Raw genomic sequence first — 23,327 nt, 5'->3', positions numbered from 1 at the left:
GGCGTGGAGTCAGGGTGGGGAGAGGCCACGCCAGAGCTTCGTGGCCAGGTCAAAGGCCTGGGTGCCCACGTATTGGCCCATGTCCCGCCCGCGCAGGTCGCCATCCTGGAAGTGGATGCCGCCGTAGCGGCGGGAGATGCCGGCTTCGTCGGCCGCTTCCTGGAAGGTCTCCCACTGCAGGACGATCACCTGGGCAGGGCTGCTCTCGAAACGATTGCCACCGATGGCTACGATGTGTTGCCCCAGCATGTCTGGGACGCCGTCCTGGTTGAAATCTTCGTGATAGAGGATGGTCTTGCCGTCGTAGAAGCGGTTGGAGCCGGTGAAGAGGGTCAGCACCGTGGCCGCGGCGGCGCTGAAGGCGCTGTGCCCGGAGACGTACTCGGCGAAGGGCGGGGTGACGAAGGTCAGATCCTGGTAGGGGCGCCAGCGTTCGCCGGGAATGGGCTGGCTTCCCTGGTTGGGACCGGCCCAGGCGGTGACCATCTGACCGGCGTATTTGCGCCGGATGGCGGAGACCGGGCGGATGCAGTCGTAGGCTCGCTTGGCGTCCCACGCGGCGATGCTGGCGTCGAAGAGGGCGCCGTTCAAGGCAAAATAGAGGCGGGCATCCTCGCCGATGGTGTGGTGGTCCCGGGCGGAGATGCCGTGGGCCAGGGCGTTCCAATGGCCGGGCGGCGTTTCCGAGCGGGGGCCATCGGCCCAGTATTCCGCAATGACCTTTTGCTCGTCGGTCAGGTTGGCGCTGAGGTGGAGGATCTCGTCCACCTGCAGGTGATAGGCCTGGTCGTTGGTCATACGGCGGCCCAGGGCATCCATGTAGGGCGCGTCGGAGCCGGCCTTGGGCGGCCCTGGAGGGCGGAACTGATCGCCGGAAGCCAGGGCAAAGGGGCGGACGGCTCCCCAGTGGGGTGTCAGGAAAACCTGTTCGGTGTAGGAGGTGGGATCCGCCGGGTCCAGGGTGGGGTAGCCCAGGGCATCTTTGAGCTTGCCGGTGGGCACCCGCAGGGGTTCCCACCGGTTGGGGTCAAAGGCCACGCCGAAGAGTCCGTTCTCGGCAAAGGGATCAGGGCTGTTGACAGGCCGGTAGAGTTCTGGCCAGTAGGCGGATGTGGTATCGGCATAGTCGTAGGCTGCGTTGGAGCCGTCATCGGCCCGGTCCGCCAGGACAGCCCGGGCTACGGCATAGCCCAGCCCGGCCGGGGTGTTATCCATGTGGTACTGGATGGGGTAGCCCAGGTTGTACATGAGGCGGGTGAAGGCGGCGGTTCTGGCCTCGTAGTCGGGGAAGAGGGCCACCAGCATGTGGTAGGCTGCCTGGCTCACGGCGGCGGCCTGGTTTGCCTCCGTATGCTCTGGGACGGGCCGGCGCCAGGCCGCGTTGGCCACCAGGGGACGGGCTACATCGTCGTAAAGGCTCCAGGCGTCGTAGATGGCGGTGTGGACCATGAAGAGGCTGCGGGCGATGACGGTGGGGCGGGGCGGGCCGTGGCGAATCGCGGCCAGCATGGCCTCATTCCAGAGAACCACCACGCTGGGCGCGTAGGCAGTGGGATCGGCTGGAGCCGGAGGACGATTGATGGGGGTGCCGCCCAGGGTCGGGCTGGTGACCGGAGTCGCCGGCGGGGGGCTGACCGCGGGTTTGTCTGGACGTGTGACCCGGCTACAGGAGATGAGCAGCCCGGCTAGCATGAGCAACCCCAGGGGGACCAGATGACGCCATAGCCGCCCCTCCAGTACACCGAGACCCCGAGGGCGCGGCATTCCGCCTCGGGGCTCCTTGGGGCTTTCTCCGCCTATGTGGCGCGCTTCCCGTAGCGTCATGGATGTGCCACCTCCTTCCTGATTCTGTCCGTTGCATCCAAGCGTGTTGCCGGGTGGGGGAGCCGGTGCGAGCCACATTCAGGCTTTCCCTGCCGGCTCTCTAAAACGCTCTCTAAAACAGGGTGCAGCCGTTTGGTCCACCCTGCCTGGCCGGTTTATACTGGGGACATCGGCGTGACTGAACCTGAATGTCTTCTGTAAGGAAGACGATAAACCTCATGATTCGGTGCGGCCAAGATGGCCTGCCCGAAAAATCATCCAGCATTGTGGGAGGTATCTATGCCTGAACGCCCCAAGATCCTTCTGCCGGAGGATCGCTATTTTGATCCAGATCCCCGAGTGCGGGAAGTGGCACTGGCCCTCTATCGAGAAGTGGCCAACCTACCCCTGATCTGTCCCCACGGCCACGTGGATCCCCGGGTCTTCGCCGACCCAGACTACCGCTTCGGCACGCCGACCGAGCTGTTCATCATCCCGGATCACTACGTCTTCCGCATGCTCTACTCCCAGGGGATTCCCCTGGAAGCATTGGGCATTCCCACCCGAGACGGCACGCCGGTGGAGACAGACCACCGCAAGATCTGGCAGATCTTCGCTGAGCACTTCTACCTCTTCCGGGGGACGCCCACGGGCATGTGGCTGAACCACGAGCTCTATTCGGTCTTCGGCGTGCGGGACCGGCTGACGGAAGAGACAGCCCAGGAGATCTACGACCAGATCGCGGAGAAGCTGGAGTCGCCGGAGTTTCGGCCCCGCCGGCTGTATGAGCAGTTCAACATCGAGGTGTTGGCCACCACCGATCCGGCCACATCCACCCTGGAGCACCACCAGGCCATCCGCGATTCCGGCTGGAAGGGCCGCATCATTCCCACCTTCCGCCCCGACGCGGTGGTCAACCTGGATACGCCGGGCTGGCGCGAGCAGATCCAGCGCTTGAGCGAGGTTTCTGGCATCGACGTCACCGACTATCCCAGCTACATCCGGGCATTAGAGCAGCGGCGGGCCTTCTTCAAGGAGATGGGTGCCACGGCCACCGATCACGCCGCGGTGACGCCCTACACCGAGGCCCTGTCGGAACGGGAGGCGGATGCCATCTTCCAGCGGGCCCTGCGAGGCGAAGCCAGCGCCGACGATGCGGTCCGATTCACCGGGCACATGCTGATGGAGATGGCCCGCATGAGCGTGGAGGATGGCCTGGTCATGCAGTTGCACCCCGGCTCCTTCCGCAACCACAATCAGCCCATCTTCGAGCGCTTCGGTCCGGACATGGGTGGCGACATTCCCCTGGCCACCGAGTTCACCCGCAACCTGCGCCCCCTGCTGAACCGCTACGGCAACGAGAAGAACTTCACCCTGATCCTGTTCACCCTGGACGAGACCACCTTCTCCCGGGAGCTGGCGCCCCTGGCCGGCCATTACCCGGCGGTGAAGCTGGGGCCGCCCTGGTGGTTCTATGACAGCTGGAACGGCATGATGCGTTTCCGGCAGCTGGTCAGTGAGACGGCGGGTCTGTACAACACGGTGGGCTTCAACGACGACACCCGGGCCTACCCGTCCATCCCGGCCCGTCACGACCTGGCCCGCCGGGTGGATGCCAACTGGCTGGCCGACCTGGTGGTGCGCAGTGTCATCGCCATGGACGAGGCGCAGGAGATGATCCACGCCGCGGCCTATGGCCTGGCCAAACAGGCGTACCGGCTGTAATTCCGCGTTTTTTCGGATTTGACGGCGTGTCCGAGTTGGTGTATAGTATGATTCAAGACGCTGTTAGTTCTGTTCCGAATGTAGCAATACATCGCCCAGACTGCAACGGCGGTCTGGGCGTCTTGTCGTTTAGCAGTTTGGAATTGACTACGCGTCTTACGAGTAATATCCACTAGTAGTAGGAGGTCCAGACATGTCTAAACGCGAGATCGGAACAGTTAAGTGGTTCAATGACCAGAAGGGCTATGGCTTCATCTCCCGCACGGGGGGTGCCAAGGATGTCTTCGTACATCACTCGGCCATTCTGGGGCATGGCTACAAGACCCTCAAAGAGGGTGAGCAGGTGGAGTTTGAGGTCCAGGAAGGGCAGAAGGGGCCGGCGGCGGTCAACGTCCAGCGGCTTGCTCCCTGAGCCTGGCGCAGGCTTCCCCTGAGACGGCGGCGCCAGGTCGAGGTTAAGCCCCAGGTACGCCTGATGGCCCTTGGCTAACAGCGTCGTTGTAAGAGGGAACAAGAGAGGGATTCGGCTCCAAGTCGAATCCCTCTTTTTCGTTGCCGGGATGGCCGCCCCTGATGCAGGTGAAGCCGGCTATGGCACGGCACCCACATGCCAGATTTGGGATGGGCCGCCAGTCTGTTCCAGGTGGCGCACTGGCTCACCGGACGGACTGATGGAATACCACAGGGGGCACAGGGTTTTCATTTCGGAAACCTCTGTGCCCCCTGTCGTGCTCTCTCCCTGAGGCAGGGAGCCAGCGATGGGTCAGGTACGTGGGGTGATTACTTCTGTACCTTCTTGAGGACGGGCAGGCCGTTCTTGCTCTCTGCCACCTCGTAGCCCGGGGGGACGGCATCCAGCGCACCCTCTTTCGCTTCCTTGGCAAAGAAGTAGATGGTCTGCTGCGTACCATTCTTGAGGGTGGTCTGGCGGGAATGGAGGACGTAGGTGTTCCCCTTGGAATTGGTGTACGTGAAAGCCATTTTTACCTCCTTCACAGAACGTGACTTATCAACAGTGGCAGGCGAACGTGATGAACCGGGGGCCATTCCTGCCCAACTCGTTCACCCGGTCTGGCGTGAATCCCCTCCTGCCGCCACGGTCATGCCCTTTTGGCTGGCCACAGGAGGGCCCTGCTCTGAGCGGCTATTGTACCATTAAAGGGCGCCTCTCTGTCAACGCCTGCACACTCCTGAAAATTGACCGTTATCATACGCTATTTCTACGCGGCCCTCTCGAGGCTGCCAGCGGCTGCTCTCCTGGGGCCGTGGAGCCTCTCTATTCCTTCAGGAAAAGCTCGATGACCGGGACGGCCACGTCGGGCTTCTGGACAGGCAGTTCCAGGGTCAGGGTGTTGGGGGCGAGCCCGCCCATGGTGGTGTTTTGGGCCTGCTGGTGGGGATCCACCACCCGCATTTGGATTTCCGACGCGTCGTTCAGCAGCTGGGCATATTCCACCCGGTTACCCAGATCCGGCAGGTGGACATGGCGGAAGGGCCAGGCGAAGAGGTGGAGGTAGAGGCGATTGCCCCGCTGGGTGTAGCGGCAGTCCGGCGGCGGGGTGAACTGGCTGGCGCCACAGCCATAGATGGACCGGCCGTGGAGACGCATCCACTCGCCGATGCCCTTCAGCCGTTCGATGGCCCGGGGTTCAAACTCGCCCCGCGCATTGGGTCCCACGTTGAGCAGCATGTTGCCATCCTTGGAGACGGTATCCACCAGCATCCGGATCAGCATGTCCACCGGCTTCCAGTCCAGGTTGTCCCGGTGATAGCCCCAACTGCCGTTGAGGGTCTGGCAGGCTTCCCACACCACGGGCTTGCCGTCCACCATGAGCCGGCCGGCCGGCTGATACTGTTCCGGCGTCTTGAAGTCGCCGCCTACCTCCAGGCGATCGTTGACCAGGATGTGGGGCTGAAGCTCCCGCACCATGGCCATCAGCTTCTCCGACTGCCAGTCTTCTTTGCCCTTTCCCCGAGACCAACCCCAGTCCCGCTGGGAGTAGGAGAAGTCGAACCAGATGATGTCGATCTTCCCGAACTGGGTGAGGAGCTCCCGGGTCTGGCCGTGGAGATATTCGGCATATTTGCGGACATCCCGGTTCCTGGCCTTTTCCCGGAACTCCAGATTCTCGCGCATGGGATGGAGGCCATCCACCGGGAATTCCGGATGATGCCAGTCGATGACCGAGTGATAGAAGCCCACCTTGAGGCCTTCGCTGCGAAACGCTTCTACCATGGGTTTGAGTAGATCCCGGCCGGCAGGTGTGTTGGTGGCCTTGTAGTCGGTCAGGGCAGAGTCCCACAGGCAGAAGCCGTCGTGGTGCTTGGTGGTCACTACGAAGTACTTCATGCCAGCGGCTTTGGCAAGCTGGGCCCAGGTGGATGGGTCGTACAGGTCTGGATCGAAGTGGTCAAAGTACTTCTGGTACTCCTCGTCGCTGATCATCTCCCGGCTTTTCACCCATTCGTGGCGGGCCGGCAGGGCATAGATGCCCCAGTGGATGAAAAGACCAAAACGATCATGGGTGAACCAACTGCTGTCGGGCATAAAATCCTCCTGATTTTGCATGTAGGGGGCATTTTGTGGAGTTGCCCCCAGGGTTTGATCCATGTTCTTGCGTGGTCATGTCCACAAGAACATGATGCCGGTATTTGTTCGCTTAAGCCAGGTTGGCTTTCGGAACCGCAACGTTTTTCAGGGGGACCGGCTCATGGAGCTGTTGGCCAGTTGCCAGAGGACCACCTCCTGGGCGGGATCGGCCCCCACCAGCGGGCGGAATACCTCCGGGCTTTGAGCCAGCCAGGCCAGCTCTGGACGATCCTGCCAGGCAGGGCGTAACGGCCCCACAGCCACCACCTGCACGCCCAGGGCCTCAAGCCGCTGGATCCAGTCTTCCCGGCTTTCTCCATCGGTGGCGGGGACATAGACCACCTTCTGTTGGAAGCGGTCGCCGTAGAAGAGATAGGCGCGATGGCTCCACAGGTAGGCAACGGATCCGTCCAGGTGGGCCTGGGACAGGTAGACATAAGCAGGTCCATATAGGGCGGCGCGATGTTGAGCTCGCTGGGCTGCCAGGAAGGACAGGCCAGGGCCCAGCCCGGCCAATAGCATGCCCCCAACCATCCATACCACCACGCTTCTAGCCCATCCCGCAATCCCGCCGGTGGGGCCGCTGTCTCCCCTGGGAAGAAGCCATCCTGGGCGATGGTAGCCCAGGATCAGGAGCAGGGCAAGCCCAGTCCAGAGGGGAAGGCTGTACCACGCCAGGCGGAGCATGGTCTGTGTCAGGGCCCAGGCCGCCACAACCAGCCCCACCCAATCGGGCAGGGAGAGCCGACTGGCCACAGCCGCGGCCAGAACGGCCACCAGGGCCGCCGCCACAAAGCCATAGCGCATGGCGTCACCCAGCCAGGGGGTGATCTGCCAGCCATTCTGGCCGTTGTCGGCGCTGTAGGGTGTATACCAGTACAGCAAAGACGCACCCAGCACCAGGGCAGCGACGGCCATGGTCCGCCATGCCGGTCCCGATTGTTCGTCGCCGGCCGACGTTACCGTTGACCCCTGCCAGAATAGGGCTGGACGATGGGGTCGGCTCCCTGGCTGCCCAAGGGCTGTCAGGAGCTTTGTACCGCGCTTTGCCAGGCGCCACATGCCGTAGGCCAACACAAGTCCGCCCAGCAGCATGAACGGCAGGCCCATCTGCTGGCGGAGCTGCTCCAGCCAGATCTGCCAGTGGGACGCATTGCCCAGGTCGAAGAGATGGGCCAGGGTGGTACGTGCGGTGCGCGCGGTGAAGCGGGGATTGCCGGGCAAAATCTCCATATTCCCCACGGACACCGCCAGGTAGGCCAGGGGATTGCCCAGATCCAGGTAGTTGCGCACGTACCAGAAGGCGCCCGTCCCGACGCTCAGCACGCCGGCCAGAAGGTCCTGCCGCAGCCAGGGACGCAGTGAAATCCCTGGGAGCCGAGACAGATGCGCGACAGCCCATGGAAGCGCCAGCAGGCCACCATAGGCCAGTCCGCTCATTTTGATGCCTGCCATCAGCCCGATGGCCATGAGCAGGCCCGATCCTGCCAGCCGACGATCCCCTTCGTTTCGGGTCAGCAGCCAGTAGAGGCCTACTGTGAAAAACGCCGCCAGCGGCAGGTCCACCTGAATGCGATTGACGCTGGCCAGCAAGAGGGGCATGCTGAGTACGACAAGCGCGGCGGTGAGGCTGTGACTTGGACGGGCATCCAGTTCCCGGGCGCAGGCATAGATGGCCACTCCCAGCAGCATCCAGGCCAGCAGATTGGGGAGGGCGACTAGCAGGTCGTCTCCCAGGCAGAGCAGCAGCAGGGCACTTAACAGTTCCCAGTTGTAGGGGTAACGGCCGATCTGCTCGTGGGCGAACTGGTCCAACAGGACCAACCGGCCGTGTTGGATCCAGTTGGCAATGGTCGGCAGATGGTAGGCCAGGGAGTCGTAGTCGTAGATGGGCTGGCGGACGCTCCAAAGGAAGAGCTGAAAGCCTGACCCGACCGCGAGGGCTCCCAACAGGAGAAACGGCCAGGAGAATGGCCGTTTCCGCCCCATCGACGACGCCGTCGCAGGCCGCCCCCGTTGCCACAGGGCCAGGCCGGCCGCCAGGAGGACGCCATGGGCCAGGATGAGGGGGAGGAGCCGGAAGAGCCCCAGTGCACCCAGAGCCAGGCCCAGGGCCATTTGCAGAATACACCAGGCTTCTCCCAAAAACAGGGTGGTACCGAGAGGCGATGCCTGTCCCTGGGCCCTCCTATGCAGCCACCATCTGGCCAGGGGAAAAGGCCCTGCCAGCCAGATTGCCAGCACTATCAATTCCCACAGCGGGACTCCAGGCCCACTCAATGGCCGTTCCCCTCCCACATCGGATTACTTTGTACTCCGGGGAGCCAGCCCTGCCGCCCGGTAGATGGCATCCAGCACCCGCATGTTGGCCAGGCCGTCAGCACCGTTGGTGGGGATGGGGATTCCGTTCTGCACCGCCTGGACAAAGGCGCGCAGCTGGTGAACGTAGGTGCTGTCGCCCGGCACCTGTTCTCGCCGTACCCCTGTAGCCGTTCGCACCTGGAGTCGGTGCCACAGGTGGGGCAGGATGGGGTTGAGGACGGTGAGTTCGCCTGCCTCGCCCTCCACCCGCACCAGGACCCGCAACAGCGTGGCGGACCAGAGGGAGCAGACAATGCGGGCGGTACGGCCGTCGGCAAAACCCAGATCCGCCTCCATCCGTCGGTCCACCTGGGGCGAGCGCAGCCAGGCCCGGGCCTGTATCACCTCCGGTTCCGCACCGGCCAGGAAACGCACCAGATGGACGCAGTAACAGCCCGTGTCCATCAGCGCCCCGCCGGCCAGGTCATAGCGGTAGCGGATGTCCCACGGGCGCCAGGTAGGGATGCAGAAATGGGCTTCCACATGGCGGATGGCGCCCAGTTCGCCGCTATCCACGATGGCCTTCATGCGCGCGGCCAGGGGATGATAGCGATAGTGGAAGGCTTCCATGAGCAGTTGTCCGCTCTGGTGCGCTTTCTGGACCATAGCGGCGGCCTCGGTGGCATTGGCGGCCAGGGGTTTTTCGCATAGCACGTGTTTGTCGGCTTCCAGGCCGCGCAGGGTCCAGGGGTGGTGCAGGCTATTGGGCAGGGGGATGTAGAGGGCATCGATATCGGGATCCGCCACCAGGTCGGCGTAGCTTTCATGCACCCGGGGGATGCCGTGCCGGGCTGCAAAACGCCGGGCACGGTCCGGATTCCGGGCCGCGATGGCTGCCACGACCACGCCGGGCACCTGACGGGCCGGCCCAATGAGGGCCTTGGGCGCGATGCGCGCCGCGCCCAGAATACCAAAACGGAGGGGTGCGTCTGAAGCCATGGCGCGAATTTCCCCAGGCTACAGGAGTTGATCCGCCAGATCCAGGAAGTCCGTGGCGGCCAGGTCCACATCGGCATCGGGGGCCAGATCGGTGGACTGGCCGGGTCCGTGCTCCAGGGGTCGGGCCACAAAGGCTGTGCGGAAACCCACTGACCGGGCTGCGGCCAGATCCCCGTTGTGGGCCGCGACCATCAGGATCTCCTCCGGGCGCAGGTCCAGAAGTTCTGCCGCCTTAAGGTAGACTTCGGGGTTCGGCTTGTAGTGGCGAGCCAGCTCCGCCGAGAGGATGCAGTCCCAGGGCAGGCCCGCGTGTTTAGCCATATGGACCAGCAGGGCCACGTTGCCGTTGGAGAGGGTGGCCACAATGTAGCGGCTGCGCAGCCGGGTCAGGCCGGGGATGCTGTCGGGCCAGGGGTCCAGCCGGTGCCAGATGGTGTTCAGGTGGACGCGGGAGGCTTCGTCCAGGAACGTCAGGTTATAGCGCACCAGCAGGTCGTCCAGAATCATTCGGTGCAGCGCATCCAGCCGGGTCCAGGGCAACTCGCCCCGGCGCACCCGATCCATGGCCGGCCCATAACCGGCCCGCCAGTCGTCGGCGAAGCGAGCCCAGTCCACGGTGACGCCCAGCGCGCGCCCCAGTGCCTCCCCGGCCCGGATCAGGCTGCCGCGCCAGTCCACCACTGTACCGAAGACGTCGAAGGTCAGGGCTTTGACCTGGCCCAGAGGCTGAGGAGGCATGGTGCTGCTGGCGTTCAATCGTCCAGGATGCCGGGTTGCATGCCCAGGGGCAGGGGCGCGGGTCGGTCGCAGAGGCTTTTCAGCTCCACGTGGCAGCCTTCGTCACTGGCCAGGTGGATGGCCTCCATGATCTCCAGTACGTGGAAGGCCAGTTCGCCGCTGGCCCGGTGGGGGCGTCCACTCCGCAGGGCGTGGGCCAGGTCGGCCACGCCCAGACCCCGGCTGTTGGTGGTGTAGGGGTGGGTGAGGGGGATCTCGTGCCACTCGCTGCTGCCAGCTCGCCGCAGCCGTACCGGTCCGCCGAAGGTGTTGGGGTCGGGGACACTCAGGGTGCCTTCGGTGCCGTAAATTTCGATGCGGGGCAGTTCGGCCGCCCAGACGTCGAAGGTGGTGATGATGTTGCCGATGGCGCCGCTGGCAAAGTCCAGCACGCCGACCACGTGGGTGGGCACTTCCACCTGGACCTTCTGCCCGAATTTGGGCTGGCTGGTGATGGTGCGCTCGGGGAAGGTGATGCGGGTGGAGCCGGTCACCCGGCGGACCGGGCCCAGGAGGGAGACCAGGGCGGTCAGGTAGTAGGGGCCCATGTCGAACATGGGGCCGCCGCCCCGCTGGTAGTAGAACTCTGGGCTGGGATGCCAGTGTTCGTGGCCATGGGACATCATGAAGGCCGTGGCGGCCACCGGTTCCCCGATCCAGCCGTCGTCAATCAGCTTGCGGCAGGTCTGCAAGCCGCCACCCAGGAAGGTGTCGGGTGCGCAGCCCACCCGTCGCCCCTGGGCCTGGGCCAGTTCCAGGAGGGCCTGGCCGTCGACCGTGTTCAGCGCCAGGGGCTTTTCGCTGTAGACATGCTTGCCGGCCCGCAGGGCTGCCTGGCCCACTTCGGCATGGGCTGCCGGGATGGTCAGGTTGACCACGATGTCGATCTCCGGGTCGGCCAGAAGCTCTTCTACCGTGCAGGCGCGGATCTGATGCTCCTGGGCCTTGGCCTGGGCACGGGCCAGATCCAGGTCCGCGCAGGCGACGATTTCCAGAATGGGGAAGAGTTGGGGGGATTTCAAGTAGACGCCGCTAATATGGCCGCATCCGACGACGCCAATTTTGGCCATAACAATCCTCGTTCGTGAAGTATTGGTGACGGTATTGGATGGTTGGTTCGGTGCTCAGGGTACCGCCGCGGGCTGTTGGGCGCTGTCGGTTTCGTCCGGCGCCAGCTCCGCGTCATATTCAGCCTGGGTGACGATCTGGCCATCCCGGAGATGGAGGACCTTGTCCACGTGCTCATCCACCAGGCTGTCGTGGGTGGCCATCAACATGGTCACCTTCTGTTCCCGGACGATGGTCCGGAAGAGGGTCAGGATCTCCCGGCCGGTCTTGCTGTCCAGCTCGCCGGTGGGCTCGTCGGCCAGGATCAGGCTGGGGCGGTTGGCCAGGGCCCGGGCCACGGCCACCCGCTGCTGCTGGCCGCCGGAGAGCTCATAGGGACGGTGGTCCATCCATTTGCCCAGGCCCACCAGCTCCAGGCACTCCACCGTGCGCCGGTGACGTTCCTTGCCTTTGACGCCGATCATGCGCAGCATGAGCTCCACGTTCTCGTAGGCGGACAGGGCCGGCAGCAGTCCCAGGGACTGGAAGATGAAGCCCACCTGGTGGCGACGCCAGTTGGTGAGCTGTCGCTCGTTCCACTTGGCGATCTCCTGGCCGAAGATGCGTACCTCGCCCCGGGTGGGCTTGTCCAGGCCGCCCAGGCAGTTCAAGAGGGTCGTCTTGCCGCTGCCGGAGCGACCCTTCAGGGCGATGAATTCGGCCTCGTAGATGCGCAGGTTGATGCCCCGCAGGGCCGGGATCTCCTGGTCGCCCAGGCGGTAGATGCGCCAGAGATCCACCGTTTCGATAATGGGGCCGCTGTTGGTTGTCCCGTTTGTCTCAGACAAGATGGCACTCCCTCATTTTTAACTCATCGAGTACGCTCATCATCCTCAGCGGTGGGCCGTGGCCCATCGCCGGAGCACAATGGGCCCTACTCTTTCTTCCGTCGTCCCAGCCGCCCGAAGAGGCGCCGGACGCCGCCCCGTTGTTTGCCGTTGGCGGCTGGCTGTTCCTCCTGGACGGCGACTTTGAGGACGCCGTCGGTCGCGCCGTTGCCGTCCACCCGGACCTGTTCCGTGCGGGTATGGACCGCGGGCCGGATGAGAATGCCCTCTTCGGTGAGCTCCAATTGGGCCCGGCCCTGGATATTGAGCTGCTCCAGGAATTCCTGAGGAATGTGGACCCGGCCGGCGCTGTCCAGCACCACCAGTTCGGCAAAGGAGTGTTCTTCTTCCTCGGTTGCGGGGCTTTCGCCGTCGGCGGTGGGCTGCGGGGTCGCCGCATGGCGGATGGTTTCGCTGGCCAGCATGCCATCCCGGATGGCCACCACCCGATCCACGTGGCGGGCAATGCCCGGGTCGTGGCTGACGATCAGGGTGGTGATGCCCAGTTCCCGGGTCAGCATCTGGAAGGTCCGGTAGATGGCCTTGGCGGTGACTGAATCCAGCTCGCCGGTGGGCTCGTCGGCCAGGAGCAGGGTGGGGTTGTTGGCCAGGGCCACGGCGATGGCTACCCGCTGTTGTTCACCGCCGGAGAGCTCCGGCACGTGGTGGTACATCCGGTCGCCCAGGCCAACAATCTCCAGCAGTTCCGCGGCCCGCCGCCGTTTTTCCCGGCCGGTGACACCGGCCAGGGTCATGGGGAGCATCACGTTCTGGATGGCATTCAGGTAGGGGACCAGGTTGCGGGTGCTCTGCTGCCAGACGAAGCCCACCTTCTCCCGCCGATAGCGGTTGAGCTGGCGGTCGGGCATCTTCAGCAGGTCGTGGCCATCCACCCGTACCTTGCCGGCGGTGGGCCGGTCCAGGCCGCCGAGGATGTTCATCAGGGTCGATTTCCCGCTGCCGCTGGCGCCCACGATACCCACCAGCTCTCCCTGCTCGATGGTCAGGTTCAGCCCTTGCAGGGCCACCATTTCCAGTTCAGCCACCTGGTAGATCTTGACCAGGCCTTCACATAAGATAAAGGGCTCAGACATGCAAAATACTCCCTGGGCTCATGGCTAATCACTACACCGTCTCACCGAGCTTGATTGCCTGGAAGATCTTCATCCGCAGCAGCAGCGCTGCCAGCACGCTCAAGGCCGCCACGAAGAGCAGGCCGAAGAGCAGGTAGATGCGGCTGATGGCATCCCAGGCGATCTCCACCAGGAAGGGCGGTGTAACGGCTTCGATGTCCGCGCCCACCTGGAGATAGGGAATGAAGATGTTGCTGACCAGGGCACCCAGCACAGTGCCGGCCCCCAACCCCAGCAAAATCACGAACGCCAGTTCCCAGGCGAGGAAAGTCGTCATCTGGCCGGGGGACAGCCCAATGGCCCGCAGGGTACCCAGCTCGATAAAGCGACGGCGGAAGGAGAAAAGGGCATAGAGGAAAAAGCCCAACACCGTCAGCAAGGCCGCAGCCAGGAAACCAACGGAAAGCACGCCGAAGAGACCCTGCCGCTCGGGCCGGCGCTGCTCTTCGGCGATGCGCTGGCGGGCCGAACGCCAGTTCAACACCGAGATGTCCAGGCTGCGCAGGTCCCGGATCATCTTTTCGTAGTCCACGTTGGGCACCGTCTTGACCCAGACGTTGTAGGGCATCTGGCCGCCTGCCTGCTCAAAGAAGTAGTCCAGGTTGCCCACGATCAGGGTCGGCTCCTCCGGGTCGGGGTACCAGGTGGGGAAGTAGTTGAAATCCCCCACCACGGTGACGGTCATGTCGGCCCGCTGGCCATAGCTGGAGACCCGGATCTGGACCTGGTCGCCCACCCGGATGGCGTTCTGGCGCATGAAGGGCCGGTAGAGGAGCACCCCGTCCTGGGCCACGGCCAGGGAATTCATCAGGGCGCCCAGGCTGGCCGAGGCAAAGTCCCGGCGCCAGTAGGCCGCCTTGGGGAAGTCCACCCGGTCGATGCCCATGAATTCAGCCTCCACCCAGGAGCCCTGGGCCTGGATGCTGGCGCCGAAGCGGCCTACCCGGGTGGCCGCCAGGATCTCCGGCACCTTGAGGTGCTCGGAGACAGGGACGAAGACCCAGCGGGCTTCGGGAATGGTGCTGCTTTCGCCGCCGCTGGCAGCACCGCTCGCCGCACCTCCGGCGCCCGTCTCTCCTGGCGGTGTGCCCGCGGTTTCGTTGCTCTGGCCCAGCTCCACCAGTTGCATGTCTGCGCCGGTGCGGTAGTAGCTCTGGTCGTAGAGGTGATGATCCAGGGTCTGGGCCAGGGACGCGGTGAAGGTAGAGAGGCTCAGGGTCAGGATCAGGAGCACCAGCGGTGCCGAGTAGAAGCCGGGGTTGCGGGCCAGGTAGCGGGTGGCCAGCAGGAAGCCCACGCTGTTCATCTTGCCGGCCAGCCAGGCGATACCAGCCATGACCAGGGGCAGGACGCGCAGCATCAGCAGCGTCAACGAGAAGGCAGCCAGGGCCGGCACCAGGAAGAGCAACGGGTTGTCGAAGGGGCCGCCGCTGAGGGCCGGGCTGCCGGGCAGGGCGATGGAGCCCTGCTGTTGCAACAGATAGGCGCCGTAGCCAGCAGGAATCAGGAGCAGCAGGTCCAGCCAGGCCCGCTGCCACCAGGGTGGCCGAATGGTGCGGGCCTGTTCCTGCTTGTAGGTGACGATGGTGTGGCGGGCTGCGCCGAAGGAAGGGAAGACCTGGGCCACCATGGTGACGACCACCGCGGCCAACCCAAAGCGGAGGGTGGCCATGGTCATGGTAACCCGCAGGTCGGATTCGATGGTGAAGTTGAGGAAGCTGCGGGTGGCGCCGATGGCCTGGGCGATCTGCTGGCTGACCGGCATCCCCGTGGCCAGGGCGATGGCGCCCAGCACCAGGGCCTCCAGCGCAGCGATGCCCAACACCTGGAAGACGGTGGCCCCCCGGCTGCGCAGCACCGCGATCTCGTTGCGCTGACGCCCCACCGACAGGCCCACCACCAGGCCGATGAAGGCCAGGAGCAGGCCGATGATGGGAATGCTGAAGGCGTAGAGCAGAATGTTCAGCAGCGTCGAGGAGGTGCGATAGCGGTAGAGGGCATCCTGGGGCGAGACCTCCAGCCGGGTGTTGGCCAGCAAGGAAGAGGCCTGCTGCTGCACCGTGTTGATGCGGCTCAACAGCCATCCCACGTCGCTGGAGTTGACGCCTGACCCATCCATGACGAAGTACCACAGGGCCTGGGCCACTTCGTCGTTGAGTAAGGGGACGATGCGCAGGAGGAAGCTCTCCTCCGGGATGAAGAACTGATTTTCAAAGACCGTCTGGCGGTAGAACCAATATTCCTCGGATGGATCGGTCGCCGTCCAGATGCCCGCCACCCGGATGGGGATCTGGACCACCCGGCGTGTTTCCCCCTCCTGAACCTGGCGGAAGGTGACGAAGCGTTCGCCAGCCTGGATGCCAAACTCGTCGGCAATGGCCTGGCTGATCAGCACTTCCATGTCCGTCTCGGGATCCGAGTCGGCCACCGCAGGGAAGGTCCCTTCCACCAGGGTGATGTGTTGGTCGAAGTCGCTGGCAAAGGCGAAGTTGATCCAGGCCAGGGGATCCTTCACGTCCGCATAGGCCAGATCTTCGGTGGGGAAGAGCCGGAAGTTGTCCGTGCGGAAATAGCGGACGGTGAGTTTGTGGGGCAGCCCCAACAGCCGGGCGCCGCTCTCCATCAGGTAGGTGTCCACCTGTTGCACGTCCTCCCACTGCTTCAGCCCGTAGAGGGAGCCCACGTAGCGGAACATGAAGGCAAAGGGAGGGCGCTGCAACTCGCCGCTGGTGTCGGACTTCTGGAGCTCTTCCTGCAGGATGCGGTAGTAGACCGCATCAGTGTACAGGGGGATGCTCATGACGATGGCCACGGAGGCCACCAGGCCCAGCGCGGTGGCCAGGGCCAGGCCGCGCTGGGCAAATAGCCGCCTTGTTGCAACCGCGAAGATTGCTAACGTTCGCAGGATGAATCGCATGGCGTAGCCTATTGTCCGATGACGACCTGACCCTCTTCCAGGCCTGCTTCGATCTCAACCCGCTCCGGCGTCTCGATGCCCACCGTCACATCCACCCGGCGCTGGACGTCGCCGTCCTGGATGACGGCAAAGCGGCGGCCGTCAAAGACCCGCAGCGCCTGGGGCGGTAGCCACAGCACGTCGGCCTTCCGTTCCAGCTCTACCCGCACCCGGACCAGATCGCCCAGTTCGTAGCCGGCTTCGGCCGCCGACTGATCCAGGGTGATGCGGGTGGACTTGTCCAGATCTTCCACGGTGGTACCGCGTCCGCCACTGCCGTAGGGGTAGGGCAGGCGGCGGATGGAGCCGGTCAGTTCCACGCCGGGGCGGCTGACCAGGATGATGGAAGCCGGCATGCCTTCCACCAGATCCTGCATCTGGGTGCTGATCAGATCCGCGCTCACCTCCAGCTCGGTGACGTCGGCCAGGGTGGCCACGGGCTTGTAGGCGTCCACCGCCTGGCCGGGGGTCAGGGAGACGGAGAGCAGCTGGCCGTCAAAGGGTGCGATGACCTGGTGTTCGGCAATGTCGGCCTTCAGCTTTTGCACGTTGAGCTCGGCCCGGGTCACGTCGCTGACCAGCAGGGGATCCACCCCCTGGCTCAGTCGCTCCACCTCCAGCTGCGCCAGCTCCACCTGCTTCTGCTGGATGGCAATGGCCGTGGTGTCGGGCTGGGCGTCCGCCTGGAGCGCGGCCAGGCGCAGTTGGGCAATCTCCAGGTTGGTCTGGGCCACCTTCTGCTGGTAGGCCAGTGCCTGTTGGGCCTGGTCCAGCCGCACCTGGGCCCGTTCCAGCTCCAGTTCAGCGGCTTCCAGCTGCCGTTCCAGGCTGTCGATCTCCAGCTCGGCGATGATCTCCCCGGCGGTCACGAAATCATTGCGTTTCTTGAAAACGGCTCGAACCCGGCCACTGGCCCGGAAGAAGAGGTCCTCTTCGTTGACCGGTGAGATGCGGCCACTAAATTCCAATTCGTGAACAATTTCACCCCGTTGGACCTTGTAGGTGGGCTTGACGGCCACCACCGGGGTGGGGATGGGGGTGGGGGTGGGCTCTTCGGCGGCTGCCCGGTCGGCCAGACCGCCGCTGGGCAGCAGGGCGCAGCCGCTGAGCACCAGCGCAGCCACAAGCGTCAGGAAAATGGGGGCAATTTTGTTTGCTGGCAACATGTCACTCCTCTAGCTACTCCTGGGAAACACGCAGATACGGCACGTGGGGCACAGGTTGCCCTGACCATTCCGGTGGGATGTTTGCTTCGACGTGAAGATTCAGCCAGATGATGCCTGCGATGGGAAAAGGGTGTTCAATCATCTTTAGTTTACCACACAAACCCTGAATTCCCATGAATTCAGGATCGCTTTGGATGTCGAACTATGCGGGTGGCCTCATGAGGCCGGCTGGCCAGGCGCGCTGTCGTGTACGGCACCGCTGGCCAGGTCCCCATAGTCCTGCTGCCCGTCTGTTATGGCGATAGCGCATGGTGAGATGACGGTGAGATGGTGTCGTCTGGGGAAACCCTTGCCGGGGGCAAACGATGGGCTTTACTGCCGTAGAGCCACCCTATGTTACCGATACCCGATGGATAGTATACGCGATTCCCGCGAGCCTGGCAATTTGGCGGGCCAAATGCGCGGGCCATTTGAGCCTGGTAGCCGTCTGGGTTACACTTGGGTTGTTGGTTCTGGGCTTCTTGCACCTGCCCGGATTCCCATCCTACCCACCCCAGGTCCACCGAATCCAAGGAGTGTATAACGCCATGAAAATTGCCCGGGTTGATGCTTTTGCCATCAAACTTCCGCCGGCCGATACCGGCAACGAGGGTACAACGGAAAATCTGGATACGTACGGCGATTATTTTATCGCCCGGGACGCCTGGACGTCCATCTACTCCCGCGCCCACGAGACTTGCCTGGTGCGGGTGGAAGCTGACAACGGGTTGGTCGGCTGGGGCGAAGGCCAGGCCCCAGTAGGCGGCCGCGCGGTGCGGGCGATTGTGGAGGATCTCTGTCGCCCCGTGCTCCTGGGCCAGGATCCGTTCGATGTGGAGTATCTCTGGTACCGGCTGTATAGTGCCATGCGTGAGCGAGGCCATGTCACGGGCTTTTATGTGGATGCCCTGGCCGGCGTCGACCTGGCCCTGTACGATCTGATGGGCAAGGCCCTGGGCAAACCGGCCCATAAGTTGCTGGGCGGCCAGTTCCGGGATAGGGTCCGGGTCTATGCCGGCATCGGCGGCACCGATGAAGCAACCCTGGTCCGCCAGGCCCAGGAGCACGTGGCTGAGGGGTACCAGGCCCTCAAGCTGCACCTGCGCGTCTCGACACCGGAGATTCTGCAGATTGTCCAGGCTGTGCGGGAAGTAGTGGGGCCCCAGGTGGAGTTAATGGTGGACATCCACATGCTGCGAGACGTGTCCGGCGCCATTGAACTGGGGCGCGGGCTGGAGCAACTGGGTGTGCGCTGGCTGGAGTCGCCTACCCAGCCGGAGGATGTCCACGGCCAGGCGGAAGTGGCCCGCGCCCTGGACATGCAGGTGGCCACGGGGGAGTGGCTGCGCACTACCTGGGAGTGGCGCCAGTGGATTGAACATCGCGCCTTTGACGTGGCCATGCCGGACATCGCCCGTACCGGCCTGAGCGAGGGAAAGCGCATCGCCGCCCTGTGTGACAGCTTCAACCTGCCCATTGCTCCCCATGTGGGCGGCGGTGGCATCCTGGCCGTGGCCGCGTCCGTGGCCTACTCGGCCGCTATCCCCAATTTTCAAATCCTGGAACATGCCCACCGTGCCCACGCCCAGAAGGCACGCATCGCCCGCCGCTTTCCCGAACCGGTTGATGGCGCTTTCCCGGTGGAGGACGTGCCCGGCCTGGGGGTGGAGATCGACGAAGACGCGGTGGCCCGCTTCACCGTGTGAGTGGCTGTGCCTGGTGAGTGGCTGTGCCTGGTGAGCGGCTGTGCCTGCCCCCTTCCACCCTGGGGGGCAGGCATCCGATTCGTCTCCCTGTGTGGCCTTTCTGTGGGGCAACCCTACCGGGCGCTCCGTGGGCTACTGCACCAGCCCGGCCGCGAGCGCTCCGTCCAGGTGGAGGCTCTCCTGACGGACGATCTCTGCGAAGGCCCGGGCTGCCACATCCCGGCAGCCCCGGCGGCGCCACATGAGGCCCACCGTACGCCGGGGGGTAGGCGCCACCAGCCGGACGGCCGTCAGGCCGGGCTGACCATCGCCGGCCAGCGCCAGGGCTGGTAGCACTGTGGCGCCGTTGGTCTGTCGAACGGCTGCGAGAATGCTGCCGATGGTGTTCATTTCAATGAGCACCTTGGGCGACACGCCGGCCTGGGCAGCGCTTGCCTCCCACAGCCGCCGGGTGCAGAAGCTCCGCGGCAGCAGGATCAGCGGAAATTGGGCCACCTCCTGCACCGGAACCTCGGCCTGGGCGGCCAGAGGGTGTTCCTGGGCCACGATGAGCACCAATTCCTCGGTAAAGAGACTCTCTGTCTGGATATCCCGGCTGGTGGGGGGCACGAAACCGATGCCCACATGGAGGGTGCCATCCAGCAGGCCGGCCTCAATGTCGTCCGCGGGAAGTTCGTCCACGTGGAGCTCGATGGCCGGGTATTGGCGGGTGAACCGGGCTACCAGCTGGGGCATCCAGTAGGCGTTGACTGTCTGCACCACACCAATGCGCAGGGAGCCCCGAGCGAGGCCGGCCAGCTCCGCCAGGGCGGTCTGGGCCTCCTCCACCGCCTGGAGAATCCGCCGGGCGTGGACGGCCAGGGTCGCGCCGGCCGTGGTCAGGCGGATGGCGCGGGGAAGCCGCTCGAAGAGGGCCATCCCCACCTCCTCCTCCAACTGACGGATCTGTTGCGAGAGGGCGGGTTGAGAGATGTAGAGTTTCTCGGCCGCCCGGGTAAAATGCCCCTCCTCTGCCACGGTCAGGAAATAGCGCAGTTGACGCAGCTCCATGATCCCTCGACTCCCTTTCTCCCTCACTGCCTCCTGGCCTACCCTGTGCGATAAATAATTCTTATGGTTGTTATCCAATTCATGTATTTTACTTATGATTATGCCTGGGCTATCTTACCATTGTCAAGTCAGATCCACGGATTCCCCGTAGGTCCGGTCTCCTGGCCGGACAAGGGGTCGGCAGCCCTGTCACGCCAGGATGCGTGACCTACGTACCACCACGTACTCGGTCCACGGGTGAACACCGGGTTTGGTCCAGAGCATCGTAGGTCCGGTCTCCTGGCCGGACAAGGGGTCGGCACCCGTCACGCCAGGATGCGTGACTGCGTACCACCACGTACTCGGTCCACGGGTGAACACCGGGTGTTGCCCAGAGCATCGTAGGTCCGGTCTCCTGGCCGGACAAAGGGGCGGCACCCCTGTCACGCAAGGATGCGTGACCTACGTACCACCACGTACTCGGTCCACGGGTGAACACCGGGTGTTGCCCAGAGCATCGTAGGTCCGGTCTCCTGGCCGGACAAGGGGGCGGCACCCGTCATGCCAGGATGCGTGACCTACGTACCACCACGTACTCGGTCCACGGGTGAACACCGGGTGTTGCCCAGAGCATCGTAGGTCCGGTCTCCTGGCCGGACAAGGGGGCGGCACCCGTCACGCCAGGATGCGTGACCTACGTACCACCCCGTACTCGGTCCAGGGGTGAACACCGGGTGTTACCCAGAGCATCGTAGGTCCGGTCTCCTGGCCGGACAAAGGGGCGGCACCCGTCACGCCAGGATGCGTGACCTACGTACCACCATGTACTCGGTCCACGGGTGAACACCGGGTTTTGTCCAGAGCATCGTAGGTCCGGTCTCCTGGCCGGACAAGGGGGCGGCACCCGTCACGCAAGGATGCGTGACTGCGTACCTTGGCTCAAAGGAAAGTACAAAGATAGGAACCCAGGCAAGAAAGGAGCGTTGACCATGACCGTTTCCACCTCCATTCCCGGCTACACCTATGGCCAGCCCGAAGTAGCCCAATCGCCCATCTCCCTGGAAGCGCTGGCCCAACTCCAGGAAACCATCCTGTGGAGCGAGGAGGATGTCCGCTACCTGCAGATGGCGGGGGAAGTCCTGGCCGACCAGGTGGACGAGATTTTAGACCTCTGGTACGGCTTTGTGGGCTCCCATCCCCACCTGCTCCACTACTTTACCGGGCCCGATGGACAGCCCATTGCCTCGTACCTGGAGCGGGTGCGGGCCCGTTTCGGCCAGTGGATCCTGGATACCTGCCGTCGGCCCTACGATCAGGCGTGGTTGAATTATCAGCATGAGATCGCCCTTCGCCATCACCGCACCAAGAAAAACCAGGTGGACGGCGTGGAGGCGCCGCCCATCATTCCCCTGCGCTACCTGATCGCGTTCATTGTGCCCATCACAGCCACCATCGAGCCCTTCCTGGCCAAAAAGGGGCACAGCCCGGAAGAAGTGGCCAAAATGCACCAGGCCTGGTTCAAGTCCATTGTGTTGCAGGTGACGTTGTGGAGCTATCCCTACGCCCGGGAAGGGGACTTCTGAATCTGTGGAGGCTATGGATTCCAAACAGGTTCAAGATTGGGTCAGGTCCTGGACGTCCAGGGCGCAGACCTGGGAGAAGCCGTCGATGACCTCGGTGTAGTAGAGCCAGCGCCGGTCGGGCCCCAGGAAGGGATGGGCGTGGAAGCGCTGTCCCCGAGGAATGGGGCTCAACCGGCGCAGCAATTTGAGGCGAAACTCATAGGGGTCGCCGGGGTGCTCGATGGTCAACAGCTCGTGGCGATCGCCCTGGTTTTCGATGAAGTAGAGGCGCCCGGCCGGGTCGTAGCCTGTGTGGACATAGCCCACGCCGGGCAACAGGAATTCCTCGTAGGTATCCGTCTCCAGGTCGTAACGGCCAAACCAGACCTTCCGCCTGCCATCCCGCCATTCGTTGGCCTCGTAGAGCAGGCCCCGCTCGGTCACCACCTGGTGGCAGACCTTGCCATGGCCAGCCTCGGGCCGCAGCTCCCGGCGGCCGCTGCCGTCCAGCCGGATGGTCCACATGCCGTTTTCGCCTTCCACATGGTTGACCAACAGCCGCTGGTTGTCCAGGAAAAAGACGTGGTGAACGTGGAAGTCCAGGGCGATCACCTCCCGGTAGGCCCCCGTTTCGGTGTCCAGCACGCCGATGGTGGTGGGCACCTGACGCCGCCACGCCTCGTGGTCAAAGGGCTGGCGCATGTTCTGGATGGCCTCCCGGTCGGCGATGGCCTGTTTGAACAGCTCCCGGTCGGCGTGGATGAAGGCGAAGAGGCGCCCGTCCGGCGAAAAGCCGGTCTGGCCCACGGGGATACGGCCAGGCATGGTGTGGACGACCCGATTCTCCAGGGTGTCGATGTGGGTGGCCCGGATCTCCTCATCCTGGAAGTAGTAGACCTCCCGCCGGGTCTGGTTCAGCGCGCTCAGGTGGTTGTAGATGCCCCGCAGGTGATGCTCACACCAGATGGCCCAGCCGGAATCCCGGGTATGGCCATCGCTGAGCTGGACGATCTCCCCGCTGTGAAGGTCCAGCTTGTAGAGTTGTACCCAGGCCGTCCGCTCGCTGTGGAAGATCAGGGCGTCATTTTCCCGGGTGATGCTGGGAATGAAGTAGTAGAGCGGATAGCTGTTGGCCTGGGCCGAGGTGAGCTGTCGGATGGTGCGGCCGGTGTCCGGGTCGCTGTACGTGAGCCACTCGGTGGGAAAGCGTCGTCCAATGGCCATGATGGATTGTCCTTGGAGCTACATTGGCTACCCCACGTAGAGCCACTGCAGGAGGTAGGAGAGGGCAATCAGCAGAACTTCCACGCCCAACACCCGGCCTACCCGGGGCCAGAGCTGGCCCTTGGAGACCCCCAGGCGGAAGTAGGCCTCCATGGCCATGGCGGCGATGAGCCAGAAGAGGCCCAACAGCACAATGCCAAATTTGTCCACGGCGCCCATCACCCATGGCCCCACATCCAGCCACATGCTGAGATCCAGCAGGTTGATGCGGAGCAGCAACATGAGCCACAGGGCCAGCCCTGCCGTCACCAGCCATGCCCCGTAACAGGAGGCGTAGAGGAGGGCCTGGGACCAGAATCCGTTGGTTGAATGTTGTCGCATGG

Annotated in this window: 18 protein-coding genes; 4 read left to right on the top strand and 14 right to left on the bottom strand. The window is 64.1% G+C overall.

The genetic code is table 11. The annotated features are described in order from the left end of the window. Positions 1-9 precede the first annotated feature (9 nt). On the bottom strand, positions 10-1,824 hold the full coding sequence (locus FKZ61_RS11465; protein ID WP_229964216.1) for a vanadium-dependent haloperoxidase: 1,815 nt from the start codon (positions 1,822-1,824) through the stop codon (positions 10-12). A 279-nt stretch (positions 1,825-2,103) separates the two neighbouring features. Between FKZ61_RS11465 and uxaC the strand changes: the two genes are divergently transcribed. Then, the gene (gene uxaC, locus FKZ61_RS11460) at positions 2,104-3,528 is read left to right on the top strand and encodes a glucuronate isomerase (RefSeq protein WP_141610252.1); all 1,425 of its coding nucleotides are present in this window, start codon (positions 2,104-2,106) and stop codon (positions 3,526-3,528) included. A 193-nt stretch (positions 3,529-3,721) separates the two neighbouring features. Next, positions 3,722-3,940 carry a cold-shock protein gene (locus FKZ61_RS11455; protein ID WP_141610251.1) on the top strand — a complete coding sequence of 73 codons (219 nt, stop codon included), beginning with the start codon at positions 3,722-3,724 and terminating at the stop codon, positions 3,938-3,940. 368 nt (positions 3,941-4,308) lie between these two features. Here the strand turns inward: FKZ61_RS11455 and FKZ61_RS11450 are convergent, their stop codons facing one another. The 10 genes from FKZ61_RS11450 to FKZ61_RS11405 form a co-directional block, all read right to left on the bottom strand. Further along, the gene (locus FKZ61_RS11450) at positions 4,309-4,509 is read right to left on the bottom strand and encodes a hypothetical protein (RefSeq protein WP_141610250.1); all 201 of its coding nucleotides are present in this window, start codon (positions 4,507-4,509) and stop codon (positions 4,309-4,311) included. Positions 4,510-4,804: 295 nt separating this feature from the next. Next, the gene (locus FKZ61_RS11445; RefSeq protein WP_326838563.1) at positions 4,805-6,139 is read right to left on the bottom strand and encodes an alpha-L-fucosidase; all 1,335 of its coding nucleotides are present in this window, start codon (positions 6,137-6,139) and stop codon (positions 4,805-4,807) included. 84 nt (positions 6,140-6,223) lie between these two features. Then, on the bottom strand, positions 6,224-8,236 hold the full coding sequence (locus tag FKZ61_RS11440; RefSeq protein WP_141610248.1) for a hypothetical protein: 2,013 nt from the start codon (positions 8,234-8,236) through the stop codon (positions 6,224-6,226). A gap of 186 nt (positions 8,237-8,422) precedes the next feature. Further along, entirely contained in the window at positions 8,423-9,418 is a 996-nt protein-coding gene (locus FKZ61_RS11435) for a Gfo/Idh/MocA family protein (protein WP_141610247.1), read from the bottom strand. A gap of 18 nt (positions 9,419-9,436) precedes the next feature. Then, the gene (locus tag FKZ61_RS11430) at positions 9,437-10,156 is read right to left on the bottom strand and encodes a haloacid dehalogenase type II (protein ID WP_141610246.1); all 720 of its coding nucleotides are present in this window, start codon (positions 10,154-10,156) and stop codon (positions 9,437-9,439) included. A 14-nt stretch (positions 10,157-10,170) separates the two neighbouring features. Next, complete coding sequence (locus tag FKZ61_RS11425; protein ID WP_141610245.1) at positions 10,171-11,265, bottom strand: Gfo/Idh/MocA family protein; 1,095 nt, start codon at positions 11,263-11,265, stop codon at positions 10,171-10,173. A 54-nt stretch (positions 11,266-11,319) separates the two neighbouring features. Continuing rightward, complete coding sequence (locus tag FKZ61_RS11420; protein WP_229964215.1) at positions 11,320-12,090, bottom strand: ABC transporter ATP-binding protein; 771 nt, start codon at positions 12,088-12,090, stop codon at positions 11,320-11,322. 86 nt (positions 12,091-12,176) lie between these two features. Next, complete coding sequence (locus FKZ61_RS11415) at positions 12,177-13,223, bottom strand: ABC transporter ATP-binding protein (protein ID WP_141610244.1); 1,047 nt, start codon at positions 13,221-13,223, stop codon at positions 12,177-12,179. 31 nt (positions 13,224-13,254) lie between these two features. Further along, the gene (locus FKZ61_RS11410; RefSeq protein ID WP_141610243.1) at positions 13,255-16,179 is read right to left on the bottom strand and encodes an ABC transporter permease; all 2,925 of its coding nucleotides are present in this window, start codon (positions 16,177-16,179) and stop codon (positions 13,255-13,257) included. Between the two features lie 8 nt (positions 16,180-16,187). Further along, entirely contained in the window at positions 16,188-17,384 is a 1,197-nt protein-coding gene (locus FKZ61_RS11405) for an efflux RND transporter periplasmic adaptor subunit (RefSeq protein WP_141610242.1), read from the bottom strand. Between the two features lie 587 nt (positions 17,385-17,971). Between FKZ61_RS11405 and FKZ61_RS11400 the strand changes: the two genes are divergently transcribed. Then, positions 17,972-19,129, top strand: a complete 1,158-nt coding sequence (locus FKZ61_RS11400) for a mandelate racemase/muconate lactonizing enzyme family protein (RefSeq protein WP_170199594.1) — start codon at positions 17,972-17,974, stop codon at positions 19,127-19,129. A gap of 132 nt (positions 19,130-19,261) precedes the next feature. Here the strand turns inward: FKZ61_RS11400 and cynR are convergent, their stop codons facing one another. After that, positions 19,262-20,179 (bottom strand): transcriptional regulator CynR, encoded by a 918-nt coding sequence (gene cynR, locus FKZ61_RS11395; protein WP_141610240.1) that lies wholly within the window; start codon positions 20,177-20,179, stop codon positions 19,262-19,264. Between the two features lie 968 nt (positions 20,180-21,147). Between cynR and FKZ61_RS11390 the strand changes: the two genes are divergently transcribed. Continuing rightward, the gene (locus FKZ61_RS11390; protein ID WP_141610239.1) at positions 21,148-21,741 is read left to right on the top strand and encodes a protoglobin domain-containing protein; all 594 of its coding nucleotides are present in this window, start codon (positions 21,148-21,150) and stop codon (positions 21,739-21,741) included. Between the two features lie 30 nt (positions 21,742-21,771). Here the strand turns inward: FKZ61_RS11390 and FKZ61_RS11385 are convergent, their stop codons facing one another. Both FKZ61_RS11385 and FKZ61_RS11380 read right to left on the bottom strand, forming a co-directional pair. Further along, positions 21,772-22,944 (bottom strand): TolB-like translocation protein, encoded by a 1,173-nt coding sequence (locus FKZ61_RS11385; RefSeq protein WP_141610238.1) that lies wholly within the window; start codon positions 22,942-22,944, stop codon positions 21,772-21,774. 27 nt (positions 22,945-22,971) lie between these two features. Then, entirely contained in the window at positions 22,972-23,325 is a 354-nt protein-coding gene (locus FKZ61_RS11380; RefSeq protein ID WP_141610237.1) for a hypothetical protein, read from the bottom strand. Positions 23,326-23,327 lie beyond the last annotated feature (2 nt).

Source organism: Litorilinea aerophila (genome assembly GCF_006569185.2).
Lineage (GTDB): Bacteria > Chloroflexota > Anaerolineae > Caldilineales > Caldilineaceae > Litorilinea > Litorilinea aerophila.
Note: the sequence above shows the minus strand (reverse complement) of the source record. Positions and strands in the feature narration are given on the sequence as shown.